Here is a 23,975-nt window from a genome sequence, read left to right as displayed (position 1 = left end):
GCGCAGTGGAAGCCGTAGAGTACGCCGCCAAGATCGAAGCGCTGCTAGAGGAATCGCCCATCACTGCGCCTTCAGTCGCAGTTGACGTGCGAGACCTTCTGGCGGCCGGAGAGTTCGCCCTGGCTTTCGACACGATGTGCTCATGGATTTACGAAGACGAGTTGTCGATTAGTGAGGCGTATTACGAGCAGCTTGTTCGGCTGTCGGGAGACCTCGGATCTCGCGATCTCATCGCGCGAATTCGTGAGCTGGTAACGGGATGAGCGAGTTTGTACGCTTCCGTAGCTGATTCGGATCGGGGTGCGTCGTGATCGTCTGATACGGGCCGGATCGGAGTGAGTGATCGCAAACCTGAAGCCCCGCCATGTGCGTCCTGGCGGGGCTTCTGCGTGGGGTGACGGCAGTAGTTGACGGCAACGTCAGTGGACGGTGGCTCCGTGCAGCGGCGGGTCGTCGCTGTCCTCGGCCCTGGTCGAACCGGGACACAGACCTATCACGACAACCACAAGGTGAACAGTGGGAAGTTGGGTGTTAGCGCGGCCCCCGCGTGGATATGGTGCACAGCTAGGGGCGCACGTGCGCGTTGGCGTGCGCGGGCGGGAGCGTGAGGACTCGGAGCCGGGGGTGTGCGCATGCCGACCGCGATAGCTGTCACCAGCCCGGACCTGGTGCTGCCCTCGCCCGATCGTCACACCCCGACCGCCGCCGTCCTGAAGAGCGCCGACCAGTCGCCGAAGACGTACTCGCTCGACCGGGCGCTCACCGAGATGCACCAGCTCATCGAGTACCACGGGTACGTGATCGTGCTGTGCCCGGCGTCCGCGCCCGAGGCGGTGCGGCATCGGCTGCACGCGATCCGGTCCGTGCTCGAAAGCGATCGGATCGCGTTCGTGCGGAGCGAGCTGCCGCCGCTCGGGCTCTCCGTACTGGCGCTGCAGTTACGGCAGTTGTCGATCTGTGACTTCAGCCCGGGCGTGCTCGCCTCCGCCGCGCGGCTGTTGACCCACTACATCTACGCGGGCGCTCTGCTCGGCTCCGTCGCCAAGCTCGACCGCGTGCCCGTCACGCTGCGCTCGCACACCAAATCGTGGGTTCCGGGAACGCAGTTCGCGGTACTCGCCGCGCCGCGGACCGCGATGGTGAAGGCGCAGGCCGATGCCGTGCTGCCCGCGCCGGAGTTCGGGACGAAGCTCCTGTACGCGCCGGGACAGCTCGCCGCCGACTGGGTCACCGACACGCTCGCCGACGTCTGGCAGGTGCAGGGCGCCGTCGACGTGCCGCTGCCCGGCGAGTCCGCGCGCTGGTGGGCCACCGGCAAGCTCGTCGAGTTCGCCGCGGCCATCCCGGACATCTCCGTGCTCTACCAACTGGTGTCGTCCGTGCGGAGGGAGGACTGCCACTGGTGCGGTCTCGAACTCATCGGCGACCGCTGCGCGTTCTGTGCGGCGCCGCTGCTCCCGCCGTCCGAGCGGACCGCCGCCGCTCCCGAGGTGACCACCACGACGCGGGCACTGCCCCGCGGCGCCACCTAGGACGCCCCCCGGGCCCGTGCCCCACCGGCTCACGCACCAACCCGCTCACCGTCCGTAGCCCCACGCACTCGCTGCACGATCGAACGAGGTAGGTACTCCGGCCCATGAACTCACGCCAGCGCCGCGGTGTCATCCTGATGGTCCTGTCGGTCCTGTGCGCGATCGGCGCCTTCGTGGGCGTCCTCTCCGTGATCCGCGACGTGAACTCGAAGGTCGGGCCCGAGACCGCGGCGTACGAGCTGAAGACGGACATCGCGCCGTACAAGGAGCTGGAGCCCGGACAGTTCAAGAAGGTGGAGATGCCCGAGCGGTGGCTGTCCGACAACGCCGTCACCGACCTCAGGGCGATCCGCGGGAAGATCGCCGTCACCCAGCTCCGGAAGGGCTCCCTGCTGCAGAGCGACATGATCGTGAAGCGGCCCCGGCTCGCACCGGGACAGCAGGAGATCGCCATCATGATCGACGCGGCGACCGGCGTCGCCGGGAAGATCACCCCTGGCTCGACCGTCAACATCTACGCCACCTTCAAGGCCGAGACCGACCGCGGCAAGGACCAGTCGAAGGTCATCGTCGAGCGGGCCAAGGTGATCGACGTCGGCAAGCTGACGGCCCTCGAACCCGACCGCGACGACCGCAGCCGACGCCGCGCCGACGAGGCCGTGCCCATCACGTTCGCCCTCGACACGCGGGACGCCCAGCGCGTCGCGTACGCCGAGTCGTTCGCCTCGCACGTCCGGCTCGCCCTGGTCGGCCGGGGCGGCGACGCGGACGTACCGCGCGGGGACCGTACGTACACCTTGGACGAGGACAAGTAGGGGGCCCGCTGTGAACGTTCCCTTGGCTGGTGTGGCGCGCGCGGTTCCGGTGGCACGAGCCCGGCGCCACGGCTGGTTCTCGGGGGTGCCGCCGCTCCGGGGGCGCCCCGCGCGGTCCCCACGCCCCGCGCGGCCCCTCGGCTCCACGCTTTCGCTTCGCCCGGTGCGGGCGCTCCGCCCTGCGGATTTCCTTCGCCTCGCGTGGCCCGCCGGTCCCGAGCGGCCCCTCCGCCCGGTGTGGCATGCCGGTCCCGGGTGGTCCCTCCGCCCGGTGCGGCCCCTCCGCCCGGTGCGGCCCCTCCGCCCGGTGCGGCCCCTCGGCCCCGCGCGGCCCCTCCGCCCCGCGCGCCTTGCGCGTCTGTCGGAGGCCTCGTGCGCGCCGAAGGCCTCGGGTTCGCCGGAGGCCCCGCCTCCGTCGGCCGCTCCGAGCCCGTCGCGCCCCGCGCCCGGCGGGTCGCCGCCGCCCACCGGCGCCACGGGCGTCACAGGCGCCCCCGGCGGCGGGCCCCCCGAACGGCGCGGGAACCCCGCAGCCCCCCGGCCCGAGGGAGGCGGCCGCCCATGACCATCCGCATCCTCCCGGCCGTCGGCGACCCGGACGCCGCCCGCAGCCTGAGCGGGCTCGCCGCCCAGCTCCCGGACGCCGAACCCGCCGCGCCCGTCGCCGACTCCACCGAGCTCCTCGACACCCTCGCCCGCCTCGCCGCCGAGTCCGTCGACGAGCTGCCCGAAGTCGTCCTCGTACACGAGCGCATCGCCCCCGTCCCCGCCCTCGACCTCATCCGCGACCTGGTCCTGCGCTTCCCGGCCGTCGGCGTCGTCCTCATCACGGCCGACACCAGCCCGGCCCTGCTCACCGCCGCCATGGACTGCGGGGCGCGCGGCATCGTCGCCCATCCGCCGGCGTACGACGCCCTGGCCGAGCGCGTCCAGGCCGCGGCGGGCTGGGCCACCGGCATGCGGCGCCACCTCGGCACCGGCGCCGTCGAGCTGTACGGCCCGGGCTCCGGCGCGGCCGCCCCCGGCAGCGGCCAGGTCATCGCCGTGACCGGTGCGAAGGGCGGCGTCGGCACCACCCTCACCGCCGTGCAGCTCGCCCTCGCCGCCCAGGCCTCGGGCCGCAGCGCCGCGCTGCTCGACCTGGACCTCCAGTCCGGCGACGTCGCCTCGTACCTCGACGTGCAGTTCCGCCGCTCCGTCGCCGACCTCGCCGCGATCAGCGACCTCACGCCGCGCGTCGTCCAGGACGCCGTCTACGCCCACGAGACCGGCATCGGCCTCCTCCTCGCCCCCGCCGAGGGCGAGCGCGGCGAGGAGATCACCGAACGCGTCGCCCGGCAGACGGTCCACGCGCTGCGCGGACGGTACGACGTCGTGGTCGTCGACTGCGGCACGTACGTCACGCCCGCGGGCGCGGCCGTCGTGGAGACGGCCGACCAGGCGATCCTGCTGCTCACCCCCGACGTCGTCGCCGTACGCGCCGCCAAACGCATGGTCCGGCTCTGGGACCGGCTTCAGATCCGCAAGGCCGAGGAGACGGTCACCGTCGTCAACCGGCACACGCGGGGCACCGAGATCCAGCCCGCCCTCGTCGCCCGCGTCACCGGCACCCGCGCCGCCCGCACCACCGTCCCGGACGTCCCCAAGGAACTCCACGGCGCCGTCGACGCGGGCCGCCTGCACGACCTCGACGCCAAGTCCACCGTCAAGCAGGCGCTGTGGGGGCTCGCCGGCGAACTGGGCGTCGTGGAAGCGGAGACCGGGGGCGCCCGCAAGGGCGGCCGCGGCCTGCGCCGCGCCCCCAAGTCGGACCGCGGCGCCGTCACCCTCGAATTCGCGGGCATGTTCCCGCTGCTCCTCGCCGTCCTCGGGATCCTGTGGCAGTGCGCGCTGTACGGCTACTCGTACTCGCTGGCGGGGAACGCGGCGGACGAGGCGGCGCGGGCGGCCGCCGCGGCCGTGGTCTCCGGCGACGCCGGGGCCTGCGACTCCGCCGCGAAGGAACACCTGCCCGGCGCGTGGCAGGACGCCGGGGTCTCCTGCGCGGCCGAAGGCGACGTGATGAAGGCCCGGGTGGACGTCAAGGTCCCCGTGTTCTTCCCCGGCGTCACCACGGGGTGGGAGGTCCATGCGGAGGCCGGTGCGGCGGTGGAGGGGGATGACGCGCCATGACAGTGGGGTACTTCGCCGCTCTCCTCCGTGGGCGATCGCCCCGCAGGCCCGGGCGGCAGACCGGGCCGAGCAGACGCCCCCGCGGCGACCAGGGCGTCTCCATGCTGGAGTTCGCCGGCTTCCTCCCCGTCCTGCTCCTCGTGGGCCTCGCCGCCATCCAGCTCGGCCTCGTCGGCTACGCGGCCAACCAGGCGGGCTCCGGCGCCCGCGCCGCCGCCCGCGTCGAGTCCCGCGAGGGCACCGGCGGCGAGGCCGCGGGGCACGCCGCGATGGACTCCGGCCTCGACGCGGACGTATCGGTCGCAGGCGGGGGAGGCGACACCACCACCGCCACGGTCACCGTCCAGGTCCCCACGCTCCTGCCCTTCGTCGACACGGACTGGGAGGTCGAGAAGACCGTGACCATGCCCAACGACGACCCCGCGGACCCCGGCGCCCCCGGGACAGGAGGCTGACCCGCATGAGCCTGCGCTCCCGCATCGCGTCGCCCGCCGACGCCGCCGCGCCGAGCCGCGACGACAGCCTCGTGGCCACGTACCGGGCGAAGCTGCTCGAAGAGATCGACCTGGCCGAGATGTCGTCCCTGTCGGCGTCCGACCGCCGGGCCCGTCTGGAGCGGGTCCTCGGCCACATCATCAGCCGCGAGGGCCCCGTCCTCTCGGCCTCCGAGCGGGCGCACCTGATCCGGCGCGTCGTCGACGAGGCCCTGGGCCTCGGCGTCCTGGAGCCGCTGCTCGCCGACGCCTCCATCACCGAGATCATGGTCAACGGCCCCGACTCGATCTTCGTGGAGCGCGCGGGCCGCGTGGAGCAGCTCCCGCTCCGCTTCGCGTCCGAGGACCAGCTGATGCAGACGATCGAACGCATCGTCTCCACGGTCAACCGCCGCGTCGACGAGTCGAACCCCATGGTCGACGCGCGCCTGCCCACCGGCGAACGCGTCAACGTCATCATCCCGCCCCTCGCCCTCACCGGCGCGACCCTCACGATCCGCCGCTTCCCGCGCGCCTACACGCTGCCGGAGCTGATCGGCCTCGGCTCCCTCGACGAGCACATGCTGATGCTCCTCGCGGCCTTCGTACGGGCCCGCTTCAACGTCATCGTCAGCGGCGGCACCGGCTCGGGCAAGACCACGCTCCTCAACGCCCTCTCGGGCCTCCTGCCGGGCCACGAGCGCATCATCACCATCGAGGACTCGGCCGAACTCCAGCTCCAGCAGGACCACGTGATCCGCCTCGAGTCCCGCCCGCCGAACGTCGAGGGCAAGGGGCAGGTCACGATCCGCGACCTGGTCAGGAACTCGCTGCGGATGCGCCCCGACCGCATCATCGTCGGCGAGGTCCGCGGCGGCGAGACGCTCGACATGCTCCAGGCCATGTCCACGGGCCACGACGGCTCCCTGGCCACGGTGCACGCCAACACGGCCGAGGACGCCCTCACCCGGCTCCAGACCCTGGGCTCCATGTCGGAGGTCCAGGTCCCCTTCGAGGCCCTGCGCGACCAGATCAACTCCGCCGTGGACGTCGTCGTCCAGCTCGCCCGGCACGCCGACGGCTCCCGCAAGGTCGCCGAGATCGTGCTGCTCGTCTCGCACGGCCGCCAGCAGTTCCGCATCGCGCCCGTCACCCGCTTCGTCCCGCACCCGGTCGGCCCCGACCGGGTCGTCCACGGCTACTTCGAGCACCTGCCGCTGCCGCGCCCCGTCGCCGAGCGCCTGTACGTCGCCGGTGAGCCGGTGCCGCCCGCGTACGGGGTGGCCGAGGCCATCGACGTACTGAACACGCGCGAAGCGATCGGCTGAGGAGACCAGAGGAGACCTGAGGACACCCCATGAACAACCCCACGCTCCTGGCCCTCGGCGCCACGCTCCTCACCGGCACGCTCGCCGTCGCCGGAGTCCAGACGTACGCCTCCGGCCGCGCGCAGCGCCAGGCCCTGGTGGACCGGCTGTCCGCCGAGGGCGGGCCCGCGGCCCTGGAGGGCGGCGGGCGCAGGCGCCGGTTCACCGCGGTCGACCGCAGGCTGCGCCGCACCCGCCTGGGCCGCGCCCTGCACCTGCGGCTCTCGGCCACGGGCCTCGACCTGACGCCCGGCGAGTTCTTCACGTACGTCACGGCCGTCGTGGCCGCCGTGTGGCTGATCGCGGCGGCGTCCCTGGCCCCCTTCTTCGGTCCGATCGCGGGAGTGGTGGCGGTCTGGGGAGCGGTCATCTTCCTCAACTGGCAGCGGCAGAAGCGCATCGAGGCGTTCATCAACCAGCTCCCGGACGTGGCCCGCATCCTCGCCAACGCGACGGCCGCGGGCCTCGCCCTGCGCACGTCGCTGGCGATGGCGGCGGAGGAGCTGGAATCCCCCGCGGGCGAGGAACTCTCCCACGTGGCGCACCAGTTGACGGTCGGCCGCTCGATCGACGACACCCTGGAGGAGCTGGCCCAGCGGCTGCCGTCCCGCGAACTGATAGTGCTGGTCACGACGTTGGTCCTGTCCAACAAGGCGGGCGGCTCGGTGGTCAACTCCCTCCGCAACCTCACCCAGACCCTGGAGGACCGCAAGGAGACCCGGCGCGAGGTCCGCACGATGCTCTCGGAGGTCCACGCCACGGCCTTCACGGTGCCGCTCCTCGGCCTCGGCTCGCTCCTGCTGATCAATTCCTCGAACGAGGGCGCGCTGGAGCGCGTGACGGGCTCGCCCCTGGGGCAGACCCTGATCCTGATCTCGCTGGGCCTGTACGCGGTGGGCTTCTTCGTGATCAGACGCCTGGGCAAGATCGAGGTCTGAGGGAGGGGGACACAGTGCCTGCGTTGTTGCTCGCCCTGCTGATGGGCCTGGCGGTCGCGGGAGTCTGCCAGGGCGTCCGCATGTACCGCGCGGAGGCGAAGCTGCCGCCCGACCTGGCGGTCGCCCTGGAGGTCGGCGCGACGCGCGTCTCGGCGGCGGGCGGGGCCGTGGACCGCCTGGGGATGCGGTGCGCGCCCCTGGTGCTCCGGCTGATGGGCCCCAAGCGGGTCGCGGCCAAGCGCCGCCGGATCGACATGGCGGGCAACCCCGGCGGCCTCACCATCGACCGCTACGCCGCCCGCCGCGCGGTGTACGGCGTCTTCGGCCTCGTCCTCGGCCTGGTCTTCCTCACCAACGGCCAGCCGCTGTTCGCCGTCATGACGTTCGCCTTCGGCTCGATGGCCGCCGACGCCCTCATCTGGCAGGCCATCCGCGAACGCCGCGAGGTCATCGACCGCACCCTGCCCGACTTCCTCGACGTCCTCGCCGTCGTCGTCTCGGCCGGGCTCGGCTTCCGCCAGGCCCTCGACCGCGTCGCCGAGAAGTACGAGGGTCCGTGGGCGGACGAACTCCGCATCACCCTGCGCCAGATGGACATGGGCGTCAGTCGCCGCCAGGCCTTCGACGAACTGCGCCGCCGCAACTCCTCCGAGCAGGTGGCCCAGTTCGTCTCCGCCCTCCAGCAGGGCGAGGAACTCGGTTCCCCCATCGCCGAAACCCTGATCCAACTCGCCACGGACATGCGCCGCACGGACGCCCAGAACTCCCGCCGCAGAGCCGCCAAGACCATCCCCAAGGCCACGCTGGTGACGCTGGTGTTCATGCTTCCGGCGACGATGATCCTGATCGCCGCCGGGATGTTCCTGGGCTCCGGATCCGACTTCGGCTCGATTCTGGGGCGGTGAGCTTCCCCAAATGTCCTTGCTGATGCAACCGCGTATGGGACCCTCCCGAAGGGAAGGGCGACGATGATGCATTCGATACCCAGTGAGGCCGGTGAAATAGGCCAACCTGCGCGCCGGACGGGAAGTCGGTTGCGCGAGGGGTCTCTTGGGGCAGTGGTTGTGATAGTCGGTCACGTAGACGGTATCGGTATCGGGTGGGAGAGAAAGGTCGTCCGTCATGCTGAAGGAACGCGTACTGGGTGCGTGGGTCACGTGGACCCTGACGGTGTCCGCGCGGGTGCGGCGGGCCCAGGGGAGCGAGGGGGACCGGGGGGCGGGGTTCGTGGAGTACGCGGGGTTGATGATTCTGATTGCCGGGATCTATACCCTCATCGATCAACTCGGTCTGGACGGCAAGATCTCCCAGGCGATCGGCAATGCGGTCAACGACGTAATCGGCGGCTGATCCGAAGCCGGATACGCGGTGATGGCGGGCAGACGCTGCCGATCTACATCTGGCTGACCGGAATTCTGCTCTTCGTCGCCTTCGCGTTCTTCGCGTTCGCTCAGGCGGCCTCGGCCCGCAACGGCGCGCAGTCGGCGGCGGACGCGGCCGCGCTGGCGGCGGCGCAGGAGACACGGGACGAGCTCTTCGAAGGCCTGGCCAAAGCCATCAAGGACGGCGACGGGGACGAGTGGCTGGACTGGCTCGGCGGCGACCTGTTCACGGGGGAGGGCGCGGAGGCGGCGGCCGACGCGCTGGCGGCCGAGAACGACTCCAAGGTCACCGGCTTTGGCGGCACGGAGATCAGCGGGTACCCGGGCTATCACGTGGAAGTCACGACCAATTACACGGTCGGAGACTCGATCATCCCGGGTACGGAGACGCAGCACGCGAAGGCCGAGGCAACCGCCGTCATCAAGCCCCGGTGCGAGGCTGCCCCTCCGGCGGAGCAGCCGGCCGATCCGCCGGCCGATCCGCCGGCCGATCCGCCGGCCGATCCGCCGGGCGAACCGTCGGACGGACCCGAGGGCGCCGTGGAGTTCTTCTGCGACGGCGAGGAGGGCCCCATCGAGATCGACCCCGACGACTTCGACCCGGACGATCTGCCGGACGCGTCCGTCCTGTTCTCCGTGCACCTGGCCGAGTGACAAGCGATCACAGAGAAGAAAAGGAAGCCGCTGAGATGAAGCTTCGGCGCACCATGACGACCCGCAGGGCAATGACCGCGGTGGCGATCACGACTGGGCTGGTCCTCACGGCGGCCGGCTGCGGCGGCGGAGACGACGGTGACTCCAAGTCCGGCAAGAAGTCGTCCTCCTCGGAATCCGCCAAGGACGTCGACGACGGAGGCAGCGGCAAGGAAGCCGAGGACTCCGCGTCGGACGAGGCGCTGGCCGAGGTCAAGGGCAACGGCATCACGCTGACGGTCACCTCCGCCGATCGTGACGAAGGCGGCTTCTTGACCCTGAGCGGCAGGGTGACGAACGGCACCTCGGGCATTTGGCTCGCCGGTGAGTGGCGGAGCGACGAGAACGAACTGAAGAAGAACGGCGGTTCGTTGGCCGGCGCCGCCATCGTCGACGCGGCAGGAAAGAAGAAGTATCTGGTACTGCGGGACACCACAGGCAGGTGCCTGTGCACCAAATTCGAGGGCGGCATCAATCAGAACCAGTCCGCCGACTGGTTCGCCCAGTTCCCGGCGCCGCCGGAGGACACCACGAAGGTGGAACTCCAGGTGCCGACGATGCCGCCCGCCGCGCTCGAACTCAGTGAGGGCGAGTGACCATGACCCCCCGCCCCCGAAGGACGGCTACGGCGACGGCCGCCGTCATCGTCGCGGCACTCACTCTCCTCGCCCCCGAGGCCCGGGCCGACGACGACCCCAGCACACCCCCCGGCTCCTCCACCACCTCCCCGCCCCCCGAGGTCGACTCCAACAGCCCCGGCCTGAAGCTCGCCGACGGGGCGACGCTCGCGCCCGCCAAGGTCCTCGACATCAAGTCCGTCGTGGAGGACCTCGGCGGTGAGGAGCGCAGGGAGGACACCAACACGGACGTGAAGTTCGCGTTGCAGGCGGAGGTCCTCTTCCCCAAGGACAGCGCGAAGCTGAACCCGGAGGCGAACGCCCGCATCGAGGCCATCGCCGACGAGGCGAAGGCCCAGAAGGCCACCGACGTCCGGGTCTTCGGCTTCACGGACAACCTCGGATCGTACGCCCACGGCAAGAAGCTCTCCAAGGACCGCGCGGAAGCCGTCCACGACCGGCTGGCGAGCTTCCTCGGCCCCCAGGTCACGTACTCCGTACGCGGCTACAGCGAGGACTATCCGATCGCGGACAACGGCTCGGAGGAGGGGCGGAAGAAGAACCGCCGGGTGGAGGTCTCGTTCCCGCGCGGAGCGTGAGCGCCCCAAGGGGGCACCGGGCACCCCGGGGAGGTGGAGAGGTCCGCGCGTGGTGCATGCTGCGCCGCGTGTCCTGAGGCCCCACCCACTCGACGCGGCCGCAAACAACCCGGTGTCCCGATCGCCCACGCCCGTTCGCTCGGCGCACACTTTTGGCCATAGTGCCCGTACACGGGATTCGCCCCCGAGGCCGTGGTGAAGGGGGAGGCGGCGGTGACGCCAGCGCCGACGCGACGAGCGCGCGGACCGGCCCGTGGCGGAATCGCGCCACTGACCCCACAACTGCGTTGCGCCTGCAATGAATTGTCGGGAAGTATGTTCGATGAGCTATGTGGGATGAGCGCAGCGTGATCAGGCTGAAGCGGGGGTTGGGCGCATGAAGTTCGACATGGGCGAGACGACACTGGCCGTCCTCGGCAAGAACACCTCCGGGTCGAGCGACGACCTCGGCGCGCTGATCCGGGCGCTGGTGTCCGCCGCGGAGCCGCTGGAGGGGAAGTTCAACGGCGCGGGCAAGGCGACGTTCGACTCCTTCAAGCTGCGCGCGGACGAGATCACCGCGGCGTTGAACGGCTCGCTCCAGTCGATCCTGGGCGGCCAGGCGGGCATGGACGAGGCGTTCGCGACCGGCACGCAGGAGCAGTCCGACAACGCGCAGCGGAACATGGGCGCGGCCAATTTCCAGGCGGCGCGCTTCTCCGGCTGAGCGGGAGCCGCACGCGGGCCGGCGCGGGGCCCGTACGTCCACAGTCCATCGTTGCGGGGAGTAGTGAGGCATGGCTGGAAACCAGGACCGGCGTTCGTACGACACCGGCGCCTCCGCCGACGTACAGGGCGGGCTGCACATCATCATTGGCCAGCTGGAGCGGGTCCTCGGTGACCGCGACCGCGCGGTGAAGGCGGCGATGGCCGACTACCAGGCCGACGGCGTCTCGGACGAGTACCACGGCAAGGAAGTGCGCTGGAACAAGGCGGCGAACGAGGTGCGCGAGATCATCCGCCTCGTCCGCTCGACGCTGGAGGAGAACGACGGCACGGCCCAGACGACGCTGTCGCGCGCGCGGGCGGCGGTCAACAACATCGGCTGAGCGCGGTGCCGGGCAGCGGGGACGACGGGGATCCAGGGGGCGTGTGGTGACGGCGTGGGACATCGAGCCCGGAGGAGTCGGCGGCGTGCTGCGGCGGGCCGGCGGGTCGGCCGAGCGCATGGCGAAGGCCGGCGGCGAGATGCAGAAGACGCTGCCGAGCGCGGCGGCCTCGGCGGGCACGATCGCCGAAGGCGGGCACGAGGGGGACGGGAGGCCCGCCCGGGGCGGGAAGCAGGGCCCGGTGGCCTCCGCCCTCGGCGTGTTCGCCCGGCGGTGGAACGACGACCTGGAGTACATCTCGCGGCGCGCCGCGAGCTCCCTGCTCGGTGCGCACCTGGCCACGAAGGAGTACGTGGAGGGCGACCTGAAGATGGCCGCGAGCAGGAACCGCGACGCCATCAACGGCATCGTGCCCGACATGCCCGGAGCCAACGGCGGCGGGGGGAGCGGCAAGCGGTGAGCAACGAGCCGATCGACCCCAACGCGATTCCGCAGTTCACCGGTGACCTGGAGCAGTTGGAGCTGGACGTCGCGGACCTGCGCGGCGAGGCGTCCCGCTTCCGGGACGCGGGCGGGGACGTGCACTCCGACTTCCAGGGGCTCTCGGCGTTCTACGAGGCCCCGGAGGCGGAGCAGTTGTTCGCCACGACGAAGCCGGTGCAGACGAAGACGGACGCCTTCGCCGACGACCTGGAGAAGGTGGCGCAGGCGCTGAGCACGTACGCGACCGACGTACGGCCGATCGCCAAGAAGCTCAAGCAGCTCCAGGCCGAGGCCAGCGCCTTCTACATCGATGAGGTCTCCACCGACGACGACTGGCGCAAGGACGACGACAAGCGCGACCACAACAACCGGCTGGTGGAAGAGGTCAAGGCCGCCACCCAGGCCTTCCGCGCGGCCGAGATCGACTGCCACAACAAGATCACCGGACTGGTCGGCGGCGTGCGGCTGCGGCCAAGCAGCGACGGCACCAGCAGCTGCGACACGTACGGCTACACCGACGAGGTGCTCGACCAGGCTGAGGAGTTCCCCTGGGGCGGCACGGTCGAGAAGGACCGCGACGGCGTCGACTGGCTGCTCCACAAGGCGAAGGACGTCGGCAAGGGCTTCTTCGTCGACGGCCTGGGCGGTGCGGCCGGGGCGCTCCTCACGCTGGTGGGCCAGGGCGAGGGCGGCTGGGGCGCGGCCGGGGAGGCGTGGACCAACCTGGGCAGGCTCGCCACCGGGCTGACCCTCAGCATGGGACCGGCGGCCGGTGTCTTCTGGCTGGCCAAGGACGACCAACTGCCCAGCTGGCTGCGGGACTCGCGCCGGGCCGTGGTCGACACCGGCAAGGGCCTCATCGCCTACGACGAGTGGAGCAAGAACCCGGCCCGCGCCGCGGGCCTCGTCGGCTTCAACGCACTCACGATCCTGGCGACCCGCGGCGCCGGCGCGGCGGCCAAGGGCGGCGCGGCGGCGAAGACGCTCTCGGCCGTCAGCAAGGTCGGCCGGGCGGTGGACCCCTTCACGTACGCCGCGAAGGGCGTCACCTTCACGGTCTCCAAGGTCGGCGACCTGCTGGCCCCCCTCCGCGCCCCCCGTGCAGTCACCCGACTCGACGTCCCGGCCGGCTCCTACCACCTCGTCGACGACGCAGCACCGATGCCGCCGAGGCCCGCGGCGGTGCCGGACAACGCCCGGCTGTACGCCGACAGCGAGGGCAACACCCTCTACATGACGCGCGACGGGGCCATCGTCGATGACCAGGGCAGGGTCCTCAGTGATCTGAAGAGGCAAGGCCAAGGAGAGGGAGAGCTCGCTGCCGCGGAGCGTGCCGGAGCGTCCAAGGGCGGAACAGAGCCTGCCCTGCGGGCCCATGAGCGACAGCCGGTGCTGGTGGGAGCGCGTTCGGGCGACGGGGCTCCCGGCTCCGTCAGCAGCATGGGCGACGACCTGGCGGGTGGAACGCGGAGTACCGCCCCCGAGGCCGGACACCGGACGCCTGGTGGCGCCGCACCCGATCCGCACCCCGGCCCCGCAGCGAGCCACGAGCCACGGGGCGGGCCATCGGGCCACCCTTCAGCGCACCATGACAACGGGGTGACGCATACGGGCCGCGGCGGTTCCGGCGGCGGTCACGCCGGCGACGGCCCTCGGGCGGGCGCCGCACCGCACGGTGACGAGCTCGGCACGGGTGGTCGTTCCGGCCCGGAGGCGCAGGAGCCGGGCGCTGTCGGCCGCCCCAGTGCGGGCGTGCCGCTGGAGCCTCAGCCGGACTGGCACGGGATGAGCGCCGATGCCATGAGACATCATCGACGCCCAGCGACGGATGTCAGCCGAATGACTCCTGAGGAGAGGCTCGCGGCCCTGGAAGAGGAAGCCTTGGCGCTCGCCGATGACGCACGGAATTCGGCGGCCGGTAACACTCCTGGTCAGCACCAGCTGGCATCGGGCTGCGCCGGAAGCTTCCTTCACGATCAGGTGATAACGGTGCATTCAAGTACCACAAAGATGCATGGGCAGAAACTTCCGCATACGCATCGAGTTCTGCAGGACATTCTCAAGCGGATCAGTGACGACGTCAGTGCAGGAATTATCCCGAGAAAGGGCATCGGGCATGGCAAGTGTGCTGAAATTTCGCTGATCAGTGATCGGTTACATCAGCTCGATCCGACGGGAAGTACGATACGTACCGTCGCTGATGCGCGACGGGTGTTGGAGGGTGGCGAGATGCATACCCGGAGGATCGGCGATGTCGTGGACCGCAAGACCGGCGAAGTGGTCAGTCGGCATGGGGAGTACATGCGCCCCTGTGATACGTGTAAGCATGTACTTCCTCAGCTCGGCATCCGGGCGCACGAGTGACAAATTGTTCGCAGAACGGATACTTGAATGACTGTCGGTAGCTTTTCGCAGGAAGTGCGTGCATGGTTGGAGGGAAATGGCTGGGTCCCGGGGCGTGACATCGGAGAGGCTGAAGCGGGCGAACTCATCGACGTGCGGGTCCAGGATGCCAGGCGTCAGGGAAACCCCTTGGTGCCGGTCGATGCCGCAGTCCGTGTCATCCGCGCTTACGGCGGACTGACGCTCCGCCATCCCCGGGTCGAGGACTTCGCGATGGAGATGCGTCCGACAGTTGGGTATGACGGTGATGCCGCCCTGATCTCGGAACTGGCTACGCAGATCGGAAAGCGTCTTTTCCCTGTCGGGTACGACTCCGCTGAGTACGGTCTCATTCTCGTTGATGAGATCGGAAGGTTCTTTCACCTCCATCACACGGGGGCGTATTTCTGGGGCCTCGATGAGCAGGACGCATTCGCCCGCTTCTTGAGTGGAGCCGAAGCCTTGGATGCGGAGGACTTCTTTGTTTGAGCGGCACCCGACGGTCGCGTCATCCCTGCTACTGGGTGACACCGTCGTAAGTCATACGAGTCTCGTCGGTGCGAAGAAGCCGAACCTGCATCCAGCAGTGTGGGGTTTCGCTGACTCCCTCCCGGCTGAACAGCGTCGAAGGTTTGACGGGAAGTGTGCGGAAGCAGCGCTCATTTCGGACCAATTGTGGCGCTTGGATGCAGAGCGGAACAATGGGCGCGCAGTGACACTCATGGAGGCTGTCCCGCACTTCGAAGGTGCGGCGATGACTTCTCGCATGGTTCGTCCGCCGGGTGACCCGGACCATGGAAAGTCCGTGCGGCCGTGCTCCGTGTGTTCCGCGCTTCTCGAAGCGCTGAGTGTTGGTTGGGTTGGCTGAACTTTTCTGGGTGCCGTCGCCCGCCAGAGTGGCGGCCTCATGGACGTGTCGAAGAGATCAACGGAAGGTTCGCCTGGCGCCCCGGTGGAGGATCGTCGCGATGGCCGGGAGGGGTTAGGCGCAAGCGCGAAGACAAGGGGGCGGAGATGGCGGCGCAGGACTACGACAGTCAGCTTCTGGAGTCTGTGGCTGTTCGGCGGCGGCGGCTTCGGGATGCTGTGGTGTTCGGGAGTGAGCGGCAGCGGCGGGGGTGGGACGAGCGGCTCGGAAAAGTGTTCGGCGGGATTGTCGTTGGCGCGGTGCTGTGTGCTGGGTGCGTCGGCTGGTCCTTTGTTTCGGAGCGGGTGATGAAGGATAAGCCCGGGGTTTCCGATTCCGTGCCCCGCTCTTCTTCGTCCAGGGTGTCTGAATCGCCCTCTGTGGTGTCTTCTTCTCGGTGATAGGTTCGAACTTGTGATTTCTGCGGGGGCGTTGAGTCGTAGCCGGAGTCAAGGGGCGGTGGTGTTGAGCCGGGTGACTCTGGTGGGGGAGCGGCGGCGGGTGGATCTCGTACTGCCCTCTCAGGAACCGGTCGGGCTGCTGCTGCCCGAGATCCTGCGGTTGCTCGGCGATCGGGTGGGTGAGCGGCCTCAACTGCGGTATCTGCTCGGCGTCGACGGGACCGCGATCGCGCAGGACGCTTCGCTGGAGTCCGCCGGTGTCGCCGACGGGGCGGTGCTCCGGCTGGTGCGGGCGGAGGACGCGCCGTCCGCGCCCGTCGTGCACGACGTCACCGATGAGGCCGCCGATGACGTGGACGTGCGCGGCTGGCGGTGGGGGCCGCGGGCCCGGAGCGTGGTCTGCGGGGTCGCCGCCGTCACCTGGACCCTGGTCGCCGGGGTGCTGGCCCGGCATGAGTTCGCCGCTGGGCGGGCGGGCGTCGGGCTGCTCGCGGGGGCGGCCGTCGCGGGGGCCGTCGGCGCGGTGTGCGGACGGCTTCGGCGTACGGCGATCGCCGGTGCCCTGACCGGCATGACCGGTGTCCTCGGTGTCCTCGCCGCCTGGTGCCTCGCCGAGGCCGGCGGATGGTCGACGCCCGAACGGCTCGCGGGCGTGGGCGGAGCCCTCACCTGCGTCTTGCTGTTGCTCGGATGGTGCACCCCGCTGGGGCGCGGCGCGTTCGTGGGCGGTGGCGCGCTCCTCGGGTGCCTCACGGCATGGGAGATCGCCCTCGGTGTGCAGGGCGGTGACGGGGCGGTGCGCGCCGGAGCCGTGCTGGCCGTGCTGTCGGTGGTCGTACTGGGCGTGCTGCCGCGGCTCGCGCTGATGGCCTCCGGGCTGTCCGGGCTCGACGACCGGCGGTCGGCCGGCGTGTCGGTCAGCCGGTACCAGGTCGGCGTCGCTCTGGCCGTCACGCACCGGGGCCTCGCCCTGGCGACCCTCGTCTTCGCCGGGTCCGCGGCCGTCGCCGCGACGCTGGTGCTCGGTGAGGTGTCGGTGTGGTCGGTGCTCCTCGCCGTGGCGACGGCTCTGGTGCTCGCCCTGCGGGCGCGGGCCTTCCCGCTGGTCGGCGAGGTGGCCGCCCTGTTGGCCGCCGCCGGCGTCGTCGTCGCGTGGCTCGTCCGGGTGTGGCTCGACCGGTCCGGTGCGGCCGGACCGCTCGCGCTGCTCGTGGGGCTCGCGGCGGCACCGCTGCTCGTCCTCGCCGTCCGTCCCCCCGAGCACGTACGCGTACGGCTGCGGCGCGCCGGAGACCTGCTGGAGTCGGTGGGCGTGATTGCCCTGGTGCCGTTGCTCCTCGGTGTGTTCGGTGCCTACGGGCGTCTTCTCGACACCTTCGCCTAGGAGGCGGGGACATGGCACAGGGACGGGACTGGCAGCACGATGTGCTGCGGGAGCTGAGCGCGTACGCGGGGCCGGGTGACGCGCCCGCGGGAGCGACCGGTTCGCGGGCGGGCACGGCCGTGGCCCGTACGGCGGAGAAGAGCACGCCGGTCGTGCCTTTGGCGGCGGACGCTTCCAGGGCGGAAGGCTCCCCGGCCACTCCAGCCACTCCAGCCACTTCAGCTACTCCGGCCTCTCCGGTCACCCCGGCTCCCGAGCCCGAGAGCCCGACGCGTCCCCCCGCCCCGGCCCCGGCCCCGGCCACGACCCCGCCCCCGGCCGCCCCGCCACCCCCGGCCCGCCCCGTCCCCCGGCCCACCCCGGCCCTCGACCCCCGCCTGGCCCTCGCCCAAGGCCGCCCGCGGCACGGTGACTCCGCGCTGCGCCGGACGGGGCGTACGCTCCGCAGGCTCACGGCGTCCGCCGCGCAGGAGGTCGCGGAGGAGTCCCGGACCGCGCTGGAGATACAGCAGCCCGTCACCACCGGGCGCGTCCTCGCCGTGACGTCCATCCGGGGTGGCGTCGGCAAGACGACCGTCGCCGCGTTGCTCGGCCGGGCCTTCACCCACTACCGGCACGACCCGGTGCTCACCCTGGAGGCGGACGCCGCGCTCGGCACGCTGCCGGTGCGGATGGGCGCCGAGTCGGTCCGCTGGGCGTGCGGCGACCTCGCCCGGATCCTCACGCCCGCCATGCAACTCACCGACATCACGGGCTATCTGGTGCCGGTCAGCGACGGCGGCTGGCTGCTGCCCGGCAGCCAGGGGCAGGTCGGCGCGCCTCTGGACATACCGGCGTACCGCACCGTCACCCTCGCCCTGCGCCGCTACTTCGCCGTGACCGTCGTCGACTGCGAGACGCTTCCGGGCGCGGTCGCGCGGACCGCCATGGACACGGCGCACGCCCGCGTGGTCGTCGCGCCGATGACGCCCGAGGGCGTGGGCGGCACACGGCTGGTCCTCGACTGGCTCGGGCAATTGCCGCACTCGGCCCTCGCCACCACCGTCGTCGCGCTCACCGCCACCTCACCCGACATGACGCTGAACGCGCGGGCCGCCGCCGGACACCTGCGGGAGACCGGAGTCCCCGTCGTGGCCGTACCGTACGACCGGCATCTGGCCGGTGGCGGCGCCATCGACCCGGCCCGGCTCGCCGACGCCAGCCGGCAGGCAGCCACCCGGCTCGCCGCCGAGGCGATGCGGCACGCGGTGCGGGTGCGGTGAGCCGACGATGACGCGACGCAGGTGCACGACGCCCGCCGGGAGCCCGCGATGACCCACCACCTGGTCCACCGGCCGGCCCGTTCCACCCGCCCCCTGACGGCCCCGGCCCAGCACGTCATCGAGCCGCCGCCGAACCTCCCCGAGGGCAAGCTGGGCAACGCCGCCACCGCCCTGCTCCCGATGGCCGGAGTCATGGGCTCGGTCGTGATGATGACCGTGATCCGCAACAGCCGGTTCGCCGCGCTCGGCGCGGTGGTGCTGGTCTTCGCGCTGCTCGGCGCGGTCGCCCTGTTCCTGTCGCAGCGCGGCAAGGCACAGCGCACGCGGCGCACCCAGCGCGAGCGGTACCTGGAGTACGTGGAGGAGCAGCGCCATGAACTCGGCGGCAGGGAAAGGGACGCCCGGGCGCGGGCCCGCCTCCTGAATCCTCCGCCCGCCGCTCTCTACGACCTGGTACGGGATCCCGCCCGCTGCTGGGAGCGCCGCCGCGCCGACGCCGACTTCCTGGACGTGCGCGTCGGTGCCGGTGACGTCCCCGCGCAGGACATCGTGATCGCACAGAACAGCGGCAGCGGCGTGCTGACGCCACCCGATCCGTTCATGCTGAACGAGGCCCGCGCCCTCCAGGCCCGCTTCGCCGTCGCCCCGGACTTCCCGCTGACCGTGCCCCTCGACCGGGCGGGCAACGTGAGTGTGATCGGTGACCGGGACGGCGTACTGCGCGTGGCCCGCGCCCTGCTCGTGCAGACGGCCGTGACGCACGCCCCGGACGACGTGGCGCTCGCGTTCGGGGTGCCGGGCGAGCGGCTCGACGACTGGGAGTGGGTCAAGTGGCTGCCGCACACCCTCACCGAGGACGCCGCCGAAGGCGCGGAGCCCGTCGCCGCCCGGCGCGTCGCCCCCGACCTCGCCCAGCTCGCCCGGCTGTGCGCCGGTGACCTGCGCCGCCGTGCTGCCTACGCCGCCGAGGTGCGGCGCGGGCTCTCGGACCGGCGGGCGCTGCGCATGAGCGACCGGATGCTCGTGGTCAGCGACGAGTACGGCGGGACGGCCGCCGAACTGCCGCGCCCGGACGCGGCCGTGGGGCTCGCGGAGATGGGCGTCACGGTGCTGCACCTGCTCCAGGAGCAGGTGCACGAGCCGGACGAGGTCAGCGTGCGCGTCACCGTCGACGGCGGCCGCGTCACGGTCGAGGACCTGCGCCACCCCGAAGCGCCCGCCGCCCACGGCCTCGCCGACGAGGTGAGCGCCGCGGGCGCCGAAGGCCTCGCCCGGCTCCTCGCGCCGCTCCGCCTGACCCCCGAGTCCGCCGCCGAAGGCACCCCGGTGTCCGGCCCCGTCGACTTCCCCGCGCTCCTCGGCGTCGACGACCCGGCCGACCTCGACCTGGGCGAACTGTGGGCGCCCCGCGGCGAACGGGACTTCCTGCGCGTCCCCATCGGCGTCGACGACCACCACGAACCCGTCCTGCTCGACCTGAAGGAGTCCGCCGAGCTCGGGATGGGCCCGCACGGGCTGTGCGTGGGGGCCACCGGGTCCGGCAAGAGCGAGCTCCTGCGCACCCTCGTCCTCGCCCTGACGGCCACGCACGCGCCCGAGGACCTGGCGCTGGTCCTGGTCGACTACAAGGGCGGCGCGACCTTCGCCCCCTTCACCGGCCTGCCGCACGTCGCCGGAGTCATCACCAATCTGGAGAACCAGGCCGACCTCGTCGAGCGCGTCCACACCAGCCTCGCCGGTGAGATCAAGCGCCGCCAGCGGGTCCTGAAGGACGCGGGCAACATCGCCGACATCGGGCACTACGCCGCGCTGCGCGCGAAGGAGCCGGGCCGGGGCCTGGAGCCGCTGCCGCACCTGTTCGTCGTCATCGACGAGTTCGGCGAACTGATCACCGCCAAGCCGGACTTCATCGACCTGTTCCTGTCCATCGGACGGATCGGCCGGTCCATCGGCGTGCATCTGCTCCTGTCCAGCCAGCGCATCGAGAGCGGCAAGCTCAAGGGCCTGGAGACGTATCTGTCCTACCGTCTCGGCCTGCGTACGTTCTCCGCGGACGAGTCGCGGACCGTCCTCGACACCGTGGACGCCTTCCAGCTGCCGCCGCTGCCCGGCTTCGGCTATCTGAAGGTGGACACGTCCACGTACACGCGCTTCAAGGCCGGATACGTCTCCGGGGCCCGGCGCGGCCCCGCCCCGCAGGACACCGCCGACGCACGGCCCCGCGCCTGGGTCTACTCCGCCTTCAACGCGCCCGCGCGGGACGCCACCGCCACGCGGGAGGCGGGCGCGCGCGAGCGGGAGACCGGTCCCACCCTCATGTCCACGGTGGTCGACCAGCTCGCCGCCGCAGCCCCGCCCGTACGCCGCATCTGGCTGCCGCCGCTGCCCGACGCCGTCGCCCTGGACACCGCGGCCGGACCGCTCGGCGTCTCCGCGCGCGGTCTGCACCTCACCCGGTCCCGCGGCCGCCTGCGCGTGCCGCTCGGCGTCCTGGACGACCCCGCCGAGCAGTGGCAGGGGCTGTGGACGCTCGACCTGACCGTCGCGGGCGGCCACGTGGCCGTCATCGGCGGCCCGCAGTCCGGCAAGACCACGCTGCTGCGCACGCTGACCCTGTCCCTCGCGCTCACCCACACCCCCGACGAGGTCGCCGTGTACGGCCTCGACCTGGTCGGCGGCGGGCTCACGGCCCTTGCGGGCCTGCCGCACGTCGGGGGCGTCGCCTCCCGTGCCGACCGCGAGCGTCTCGCCCGTACCGTCGCCGAGATGACCGCCCAGCTCGCCCTGCGCGAGGAGCTGTTCCGCGAGCACGGCATCGACTCCCTCGACCGGCTGCGGCGGATGCGCGCCGAGGGGGCGCTGCCCGAGCTCGGCTCCACGGACCTCGTCCTGCTCGTCGACGGTTTCGGCGCGCTGCGCGAGGAGTTCGACGACCTCGACGACGCCGTCGCCGACCTGCTCAAGCGCGGCGGCGGCTACGGCATCCACGTCGTCGCGGGCATGCTGCGCTGGAACGACGCCCGCATCGCCACCCAGTCCCTGTTCGGCACGCGCGTCGAGCTGCGCCTCAACGACCCCACCGACTCCACGGTCGACCGCAAGCTCGCGGAGACGGTCACGGCGAGCACCCCCGGCCGGGCCCTGACCGACGGCAAGCTCTTCGCGCAGACCGCACTGCCCCGCACCGACGGCGGCACCGCGACGAGCGACCTCGGCACCGCCCTGGAGGACGCGGCCCGCACGGTCGCGGCCACCTGGCACGGCGAGCCCGCCGCGCCCGTCCGCGTGCTGCCGCTCGGCCTGCCCGCCGCGAAGCTGCCCTCGCCCGCCGCCGAGCCGGACCACGTGCCGATCGGCGTCGACCAGGACACCCTCGGCCCCGTCCGCCTCGACCTCTTCGACCGCGATCAGCACCTGCTGGTCCTGGGCGACAACGAGTGCGGCAAGACCAACCTGCTCAAGCTGATCACCCGGCAGCTCGTCGCGCGGTACGGCGACAAGGAGGTCGTGTTCGGCGTCTTCGACCCCCGCCGCGGCCTGCGCGGCCACGTCCCCGAGCCCTACCGCGGCGGCTACGCCCACAACGCCGGGCTGGCGGCCGCCCTCGCCACCGGCATCGCGGGCGAGCTCGACAAGCGCCTCCCGGACACCGCGGACCCCGACCTGCCCGACACCGGCGGCCCCGCCTTCACCGGCCCGCGCATCGTCATCCTCGTCGACGACTACGACATCCTCACCACCGCGGGCCAGCAGCCCCTTGCGCCCTTCCTGCCCTACGTCTCCTCGGCCCAGGACATCGGCCTGCACTTCGTCGTGGCCCGACGCGTCGCCGGGGCCTCCCGCGCCCTGTACGAGCCCTTCCTGACCGCCCTGCGCGAGACCGGCGCCACCGCCCTGCTGATGACCGGCGACCGCGGCGAAGGCCAGCTCTTCCCCGGGGTCCACCCCTGCCCGCAGCCCCCCGGCCGAGGCACCCTCATCCGCCGCGGACACCGCCCCCGGCTCATCCAGACCGCCCTGACCCCGGAAACCTCCGCCGAGGAGACGCCGTGACCAAGGACGTCATCGCCCTGACGCCCGGCATGCCCGACCCGATGGCCCTCCTGGCCGGACTCCACGCGGGCGGTCCTGACCTGGGCGTGACCACGAGTGCCGACGACGCGGTCATCCACCTGTGCACGCCGACGGGCCGACGCCTCGTGTCGGTCGAGGCGCCCGTCGTCGTCCACACCCCCGGCGAGGCCGAGCGCCTCCTCGGCTCCCAGGTGGCCGTGCCCGAGGTGCCGTTCTGGTGGACCGAGGCCCGCGCCTCGACGGCGGTACCGGAGGCCGAGGACCTCGCCGGGTCGTTCTGCGGCCGTCTCACGCTGCTGCTCGGCGGCACCAGCTGGCCGCCGGGCGCCGCCACCCTGCGAGTGGTCGACACCCCCGACGACGGCGGGATCACAGCGGCCCCGGCCCCCGAGGGCGCCCTGCCCGCTGTCGACGTGCTCACCGACGCCACGGCCGTCGTCCTCGTCGACCGGCCCGTCGTCGCGCTGACCGCGTGGCTCTCCGACGTGCTGCGCGCCACCGTCGCCTCCGGCCGCGCCCTGCACGTCGTCACGCCGCCGCACTCCCGCCTGAGCCTGCCCCTGCGCACGGCCCTCACCGGCCCGCCGAACCGCTGGGTGGTCCAGGACCCCGACGACGGCTACTACGACGGCCTGTCCGGAGCCGTGCTGCGCTGGCGGGACGGCGCCTTCGCCCCCGCCCTCGACCGGGACGGCCGCCCCGCCGTGGCGAAGGCCTTCAGGCCGCCCGGGTCCACCGCCGAGCGGCAGCTCACCGTCTCCTTCCGCACCCACCACGCCCCGGAGCCCGACCTCGTCCTTGGCCTCGGCCTGGAGGCCGCCTGGCGGCACCTCACCGGCGCCGAACCCGCGGGGTGGGGCACCGCCGAGCCCATCAACCTGCCCTGGTCGCCCCGGCAGTTGACCGCGCTGGCCCGCGGCCGCGCCCCGGACCCCAGCCAGCTGCTCGCCGTCGGCCGCCCGGACCGGCCCGCGCTCGCCACCCTGCGCGTCCAGCGCACCAGGACCGGCCTCGCCCAGGAGGTCACCCTCGCCCTCGGCCTCGCCGCCGGCAGCCCCGCGCCCCTGGACGCGATCGAACCGCTCGCCGAGGCCCTCGTCGCCCGGCACGGTCTGCGCACCCTGCTCGTCACGCTGCACCCGGCCCGCGCCGACCTCACGGCCCCCGCGCACCTGGAGCACCCGCCCGCCCCCGTCTCCTTCACCCTGGGCGCCGCCGACGTCCGCGCGGTCGGCATCGCCCACGCCCGCCGCCCGCCGCTGCCGCACCGGCCCACCGCGCTCGGACCCGCGGCCGGGCCCGCGCTGCACTACCGCTTCGGGGACGGCACGGACGCCTCCGCCTGGGCCGACGTCGACCGGCTCACGCGCCACCTCGCGGCGGCCCGCACGTAATTCCGGGCGGGC

Annotated in this window: 22 protein-coding genes; all 22 read left to right on the top strand. The window is 72.1% G+C overall.

Going from position 1 to position 23,975, the window contains the following annotated elements; translation table 11 throughout:
* Positions 1 to 5: 5 nt before the first annotated feature.
* The 22 genes from AC5WAM_RS15420 (at position 6) to AC5WAM_RS15315 (ending at position 23,963) form a co-directional block, all read left to right on the top strand.
* Positions 6 to 263: a MafI family immunity protein gene (locus AC5WAM_RS15420; RefSeq protein WP_495522911.1), complete on the top strand. Its 258-nt coding sequence runs from the start codon at positions 6 to 8 to the stop codon at positions 261 to 263.
* 369 nt (positions 264 to 632) lie between these two features.
* Complete coding sequence (locus AC5WAM_RS15415; RefSeq protein ID WP_495522910.1) at positions 633 to 1,532, top strand: hypothetical protein; 900 nt, start codon at positions 633 to 635, stop codon at positions 1,530 to 1,532.
* A gap of 104 nt (positions 1,533 to 1,636) precedes the next feature.
* On the top strand, positions 1,637 to 2,347 hold the full coding sequence (cpaB, locus tag AC5WAM_RS15410) for a Flp pilus assembly protein CpaB (RefSeq protein WP_366793084.1): 711 nt from the start codon (positions 1,637 to 1,639) through the stop codon (positions 2,345 to 2,347).
* Positions 2,348 to 2,908: 561 nt separating this feature from the next.
* On the top strand, positions 2,909 to 4,519 hold the full coding sequence (locus tag AC5WAM_RS15405; RefSeq protein WP_495522909.1) for a CpaE/TadZ family protein: 1,611 nt from the start codon (positions 2,909 to 2,911) through the stop codon (positions 4,517 to 4,519).
* Complete coding sequence (locus AC5WAM_RS15400; protein WP_495522908.1) at positions 4,516 to 4,974, top strand: TadE/TadG family type IV pilus assembly protein; 459 nt, start codon at positions 4,516 to 4,518, stop codon at positions 4,972 to 4,974. The genes AC5WAM_RS15405 and AC5WAM_RS15400 overlap by 4 nt, the downstream gene beginning before the upstream one ends.
* 5 nt (positions 4,975 to 4,979) lie before the next feature.
* Positions 4,980 to 6,320 (top strand): TadA family conjugal transfer-associated ATPase, encoded by a 1,341-nt coding sequence (locus AC5WAM_RS15395; RefSeq protein WP_495522907.1) that lies wholly within the window; start codon positions 4,980 to 4,982, stop codon positions 6,318 to 6,320.
* A 29-nt stretch (positions 6,321 to 6,349) separates the two neighbouring features.
* A complete protein-coding gene (locus AC5WAM_RS15390; RefSeq protein WP_138961548.1) occupies positions 6,350 to 7,297 on the top strand; it encodes a type II secretion system F family protein in 948 nt (315 codons plus the stop codon).
* Between the two features lie 14 nt (positions 7,298 to 7,311).
* The gene (locus AC5WAM_RS15385; protein ID WP_495522906.1) at positions 7,312 to 8,202 is read left to right on the top strand and encodes a DUF5936 domain-containing protein; all 891 of its coding nucleotides are present in this window, start codon (positions 7,312 to 7,314) and stop codon (positions 8,200 to 8,202) included.
* Positions 8,203 to 8,419: 217 nt separating this feature from the next.
* On the top strand, positions 8,420 to 8,647 hold the full coding sequence (locus AC5WAM_RS15380) for a hypothetical protein (RefSeq protein WP_495522905.1): 228 nt from the start codon (positions 8,420 to 8,422) through the stop codon (positions 8,645 to 8,647).
* Entirely contained in the window at positions 8,644 to 9,333 is a 690-nt protein-coding gene (locus AC5WAM_RS15375; protein ID WP_495523590.1) for a pilus assembly protein TadG-related protein, read from the top strand. The genes AC5WAM_RS15380 and AC5WAM_RS15375 overlap by 4 nt, the downstream gene beginning before the upstream one ends.
* A gap of 35 nt (positions 9,334 to 9,368) precedes the next feature.
* Positions 9,369 to 9,968, top strand: coding sequence for a hypothetical protein (locus tag AC5WAM_RS15370; RefSeq protein WP_495523589.1), 600 nt, complete (start codon positions 9,369 to 9,371; stop codon positions 9,966 to 9,968).
* Positions 9,969 to 9,970: 2 nt separating this feature from the next.
* On the top strand, positions 9,971 to 10,588 hold the full coding sequence (locus AC5WAM_RS15365; protein ID WP_495522904.1) for an OmpA family protein: 618 nt from the start codon (positions 9,971 to 9,973) through the stop codon (positions 10,586 to 10,588).
* 376 nt (positions 10,589 to 10,964) lie between these two features.
* Entirely contained in the window at positions 10,965 to 11,294 is a 330-nt protein-coding gene (locus AC5WAM_RS15360) for a hypothetical protein (protein ID WP_144320688.1), read from the top strand.
* Positions 11,295 to 11,364: 70 nt separating this feature from the next.
* Entirely contained in the window at positions 11,365 to 11,676 is a 312-nt protein-coding gene (locus AC5WAM_RS15355) for a pore-forming ESAT-6 family protein (RefSeq protein ID WP_030668329.1), read from the top strand.
* Between the two features lie 46 nt (positions 11,677 to 11,722).
* Complete coding sequence (locus AC5WAM_RS15350) at positions 11,723 to 12,136, top strand: DUF6507 family protein (RefSeq protein WP_366793093.1); 414 nt, start codon at positions 11,723 to 11,725, stop codon at positions 12,134 to 12,136.
* Positions 12,133 to 14,523, top strand: coding sequence for a YwqJ-related putative deaminase (locus AC5WAM_RS15345; RefSeq protein ID WP_495522903.1), 2,391 nt, complete (start codon positions 12,133 to 12,135; stop codon positions 14,521 to 14,523). The genes AC5WAM_RS15350 and AC5WAM_RS15345 overlap by 4 nt, the downstream gene beginning before the upstream one ends.
* A gap of 27 nt (positions 14,524 to 14,550) precedes the next feature.
* Positions 14,551 to 15,030 (top strand): SUKH-3 domain-containing protein, encoded by a 480-nt coding sequence (locus AC5WAM_RS15340; protein ID WP_495522902.1) that lies wholly within the window; start codon positions 14,551 to 14,553, stop codon positions 15,028 to 15,030.
* Positions 15,008 to 15,409 (top strand): YwqJ-related putative deaminase, encoded by a 402-nt coding sequence (locus tag AC5WAM_RS15335; RefSeq protein WP_495522901.1) that lies wholly within the window; start codon positions 15,008 to 15,010, stop codon positions 15,407 to 15,409. The genes AC5WAM_RS15340 and AC5WAM_RS15335 overlap by 23 nt, the downstream gene beginning before the upstream one ends.
* Before the next feature lie 453 nt (positions 15,410 to 15,862).
* Positions 15,863 to 17,233: a type VII secretion integral membrane protein EccD gene (eccD, locus tag AC5WAM_RS15330; protein ID WP_495522900.1), complete on the top strand. Its 1,371-nt coding sequence runs from the start codon at positions 15,863 to 15,865 to the stop codon at positions 17,231 to 17,233.
* Between the two features lie 11 nt (positions 17,234 to 17,244).
* A complete protein-coding gene (locus AC5WAM_RS15325) occupies positions 17,245 to 18,495 on the top strand; it encodes a CpaE/TadZ family protein (RefSeq protein WP_495522899.1) in 1,251 nt (416 codons plus the stop codon).
* Between the two features lie 48 nt (positions 18,496 to 18,543).
* Positions 18,544 to 22,548 (top strand): type VII secretion protein EccCa, encoded by a 4,005-nt coding sequence (gene eccCa / locus AC5WAM_RS15320; RefSeq protein WP_495522898.1) that lies wholly within the window; start codon positions 18,544 to 18,546, stop codon positions 22,546 to 22,548.
* Entirely contained in the window at positions 22,545 to 23,963 is a 1,419-nt protein-coding gene (locus tag AC5WAM_RS15315) for a DUF6177 family protein (protein WP_495522897.1), read from the top strand. Before eccCa ends, AC5WAM_RS15315 begins: the two co-directional genes overlap by 4 nt.
* Positions 23,964 to 23,975 lie beyond the last annotated feature (12 nt).

The organism is Streptomyces sp. JLYT201 (assembly GCF_059448825.1).
Note: the sequence above shows the minus strand (reverse complement) of the source record. Positions and strands in the feature narration are given on the sequence as shown.

Coding starts and splice junctions, on each gene's coding strand:
- AC5WAM_RS15325 (WP_495522899.1), top strand. CDS start 17,245: ATGGCACAGGGACGGGACTGGCAGCACGATGTGCTGCGGGAGCTGAGC.
- AC5WAM_RS15370 (WP_495523589.1), top strand. CDS start 9,369: ATGAAGCTTCGGCGCACCATGACGACCCGCAGGGCAATGACCGCGGTG.
- eccCa (WP_495522898.1), top strand. CDS start 18,544: ATGACCCACCACCTGGTCCACCGGCCGGCCCGTTCCACCCGCCCCCTG.
- AC5WAM_RS15400 (WP_495522908.1), top strand. CDS start 4,516: ATGACAGTGGGGTACTTCGCCGCTCTCCTCCGTGGGCGATCGCCCCGC.
- AC5WAM_RS15365 (WP_495522904.1), top strand. CDS start 9,971: ATGACCCCCCGCCCCCGAAGGACGGCTACGGCGACGGCCGCCGTCATC.
- AC5WAM_RS15360 (WP_144320688.1), top strand. CDS start 10,965: ATGAAGTTCGACATGGGCGAGACGACACTGGCCGTCCTCGGCAAGAAC.
- AC5WAM_RS15390 (WP_138961548.1), top strand. CDS start 6,350: ATGAACAACCCCACGCTCCTGGCCCTCGGCGCCACGCTCCTCACCGGC.
- AC5WAM_RS15405 (WP_495522909.1), top strand. CDS start 2,909: ATGACCATCCGCATCCTCCCGGCCGTCGGCGACCCGGACGCCGCCCGC.
- AC5WAM_RS15355 (WP_030668329.1), top strand. CDS start 11,365: ATGGCTGGAAACCAGGACCGGCGTTCGTACGACACCGGCGCCTCCGCC.
- AC5WAM_RS15415 (WP_495522910.1), top strand. CDS start 633: ATGCCGACCGCGATAGCTGTCACCAGCCCGGACCTGGTGCTGCCCTCG.
- cpaB (WP_366793084.1), top strand. CDS start 1,637: ATGAACTCACGCCAGCGCCGCGGTGTCATCCTGATGGTCCTGTCGGTC.
- AC5WAM_RS15340 (WP_495522902.1), top strand. CDS start 14,551: ATGACTGTCGGTAGCTTTTCGCAGGAAGTGCGTGCATGGTTGGAGGGA.
- AC5WAM_RS15380 (WP_495522905.1), top strand. CDS start 8,420: ATGCTGAAGGAACGCGTACTGGGTGCGTGGGTCACGTGGACCCTGACG.
- AC5WAM_RS15395 (WP_495522907.1), top strand. CDS start 4,980: ATGAGCCTGCGCTCCCGCATCGCGTCGCCCGCCGACGCCGCCGCGCCG.
- AC5WAM_RS15335 (WP_495522901.1), top strand. CDS start 15,008: ATGCGGAGGACTTCTTTGTTTGAGCGGCACCCGACGGTCGCGTCATCC.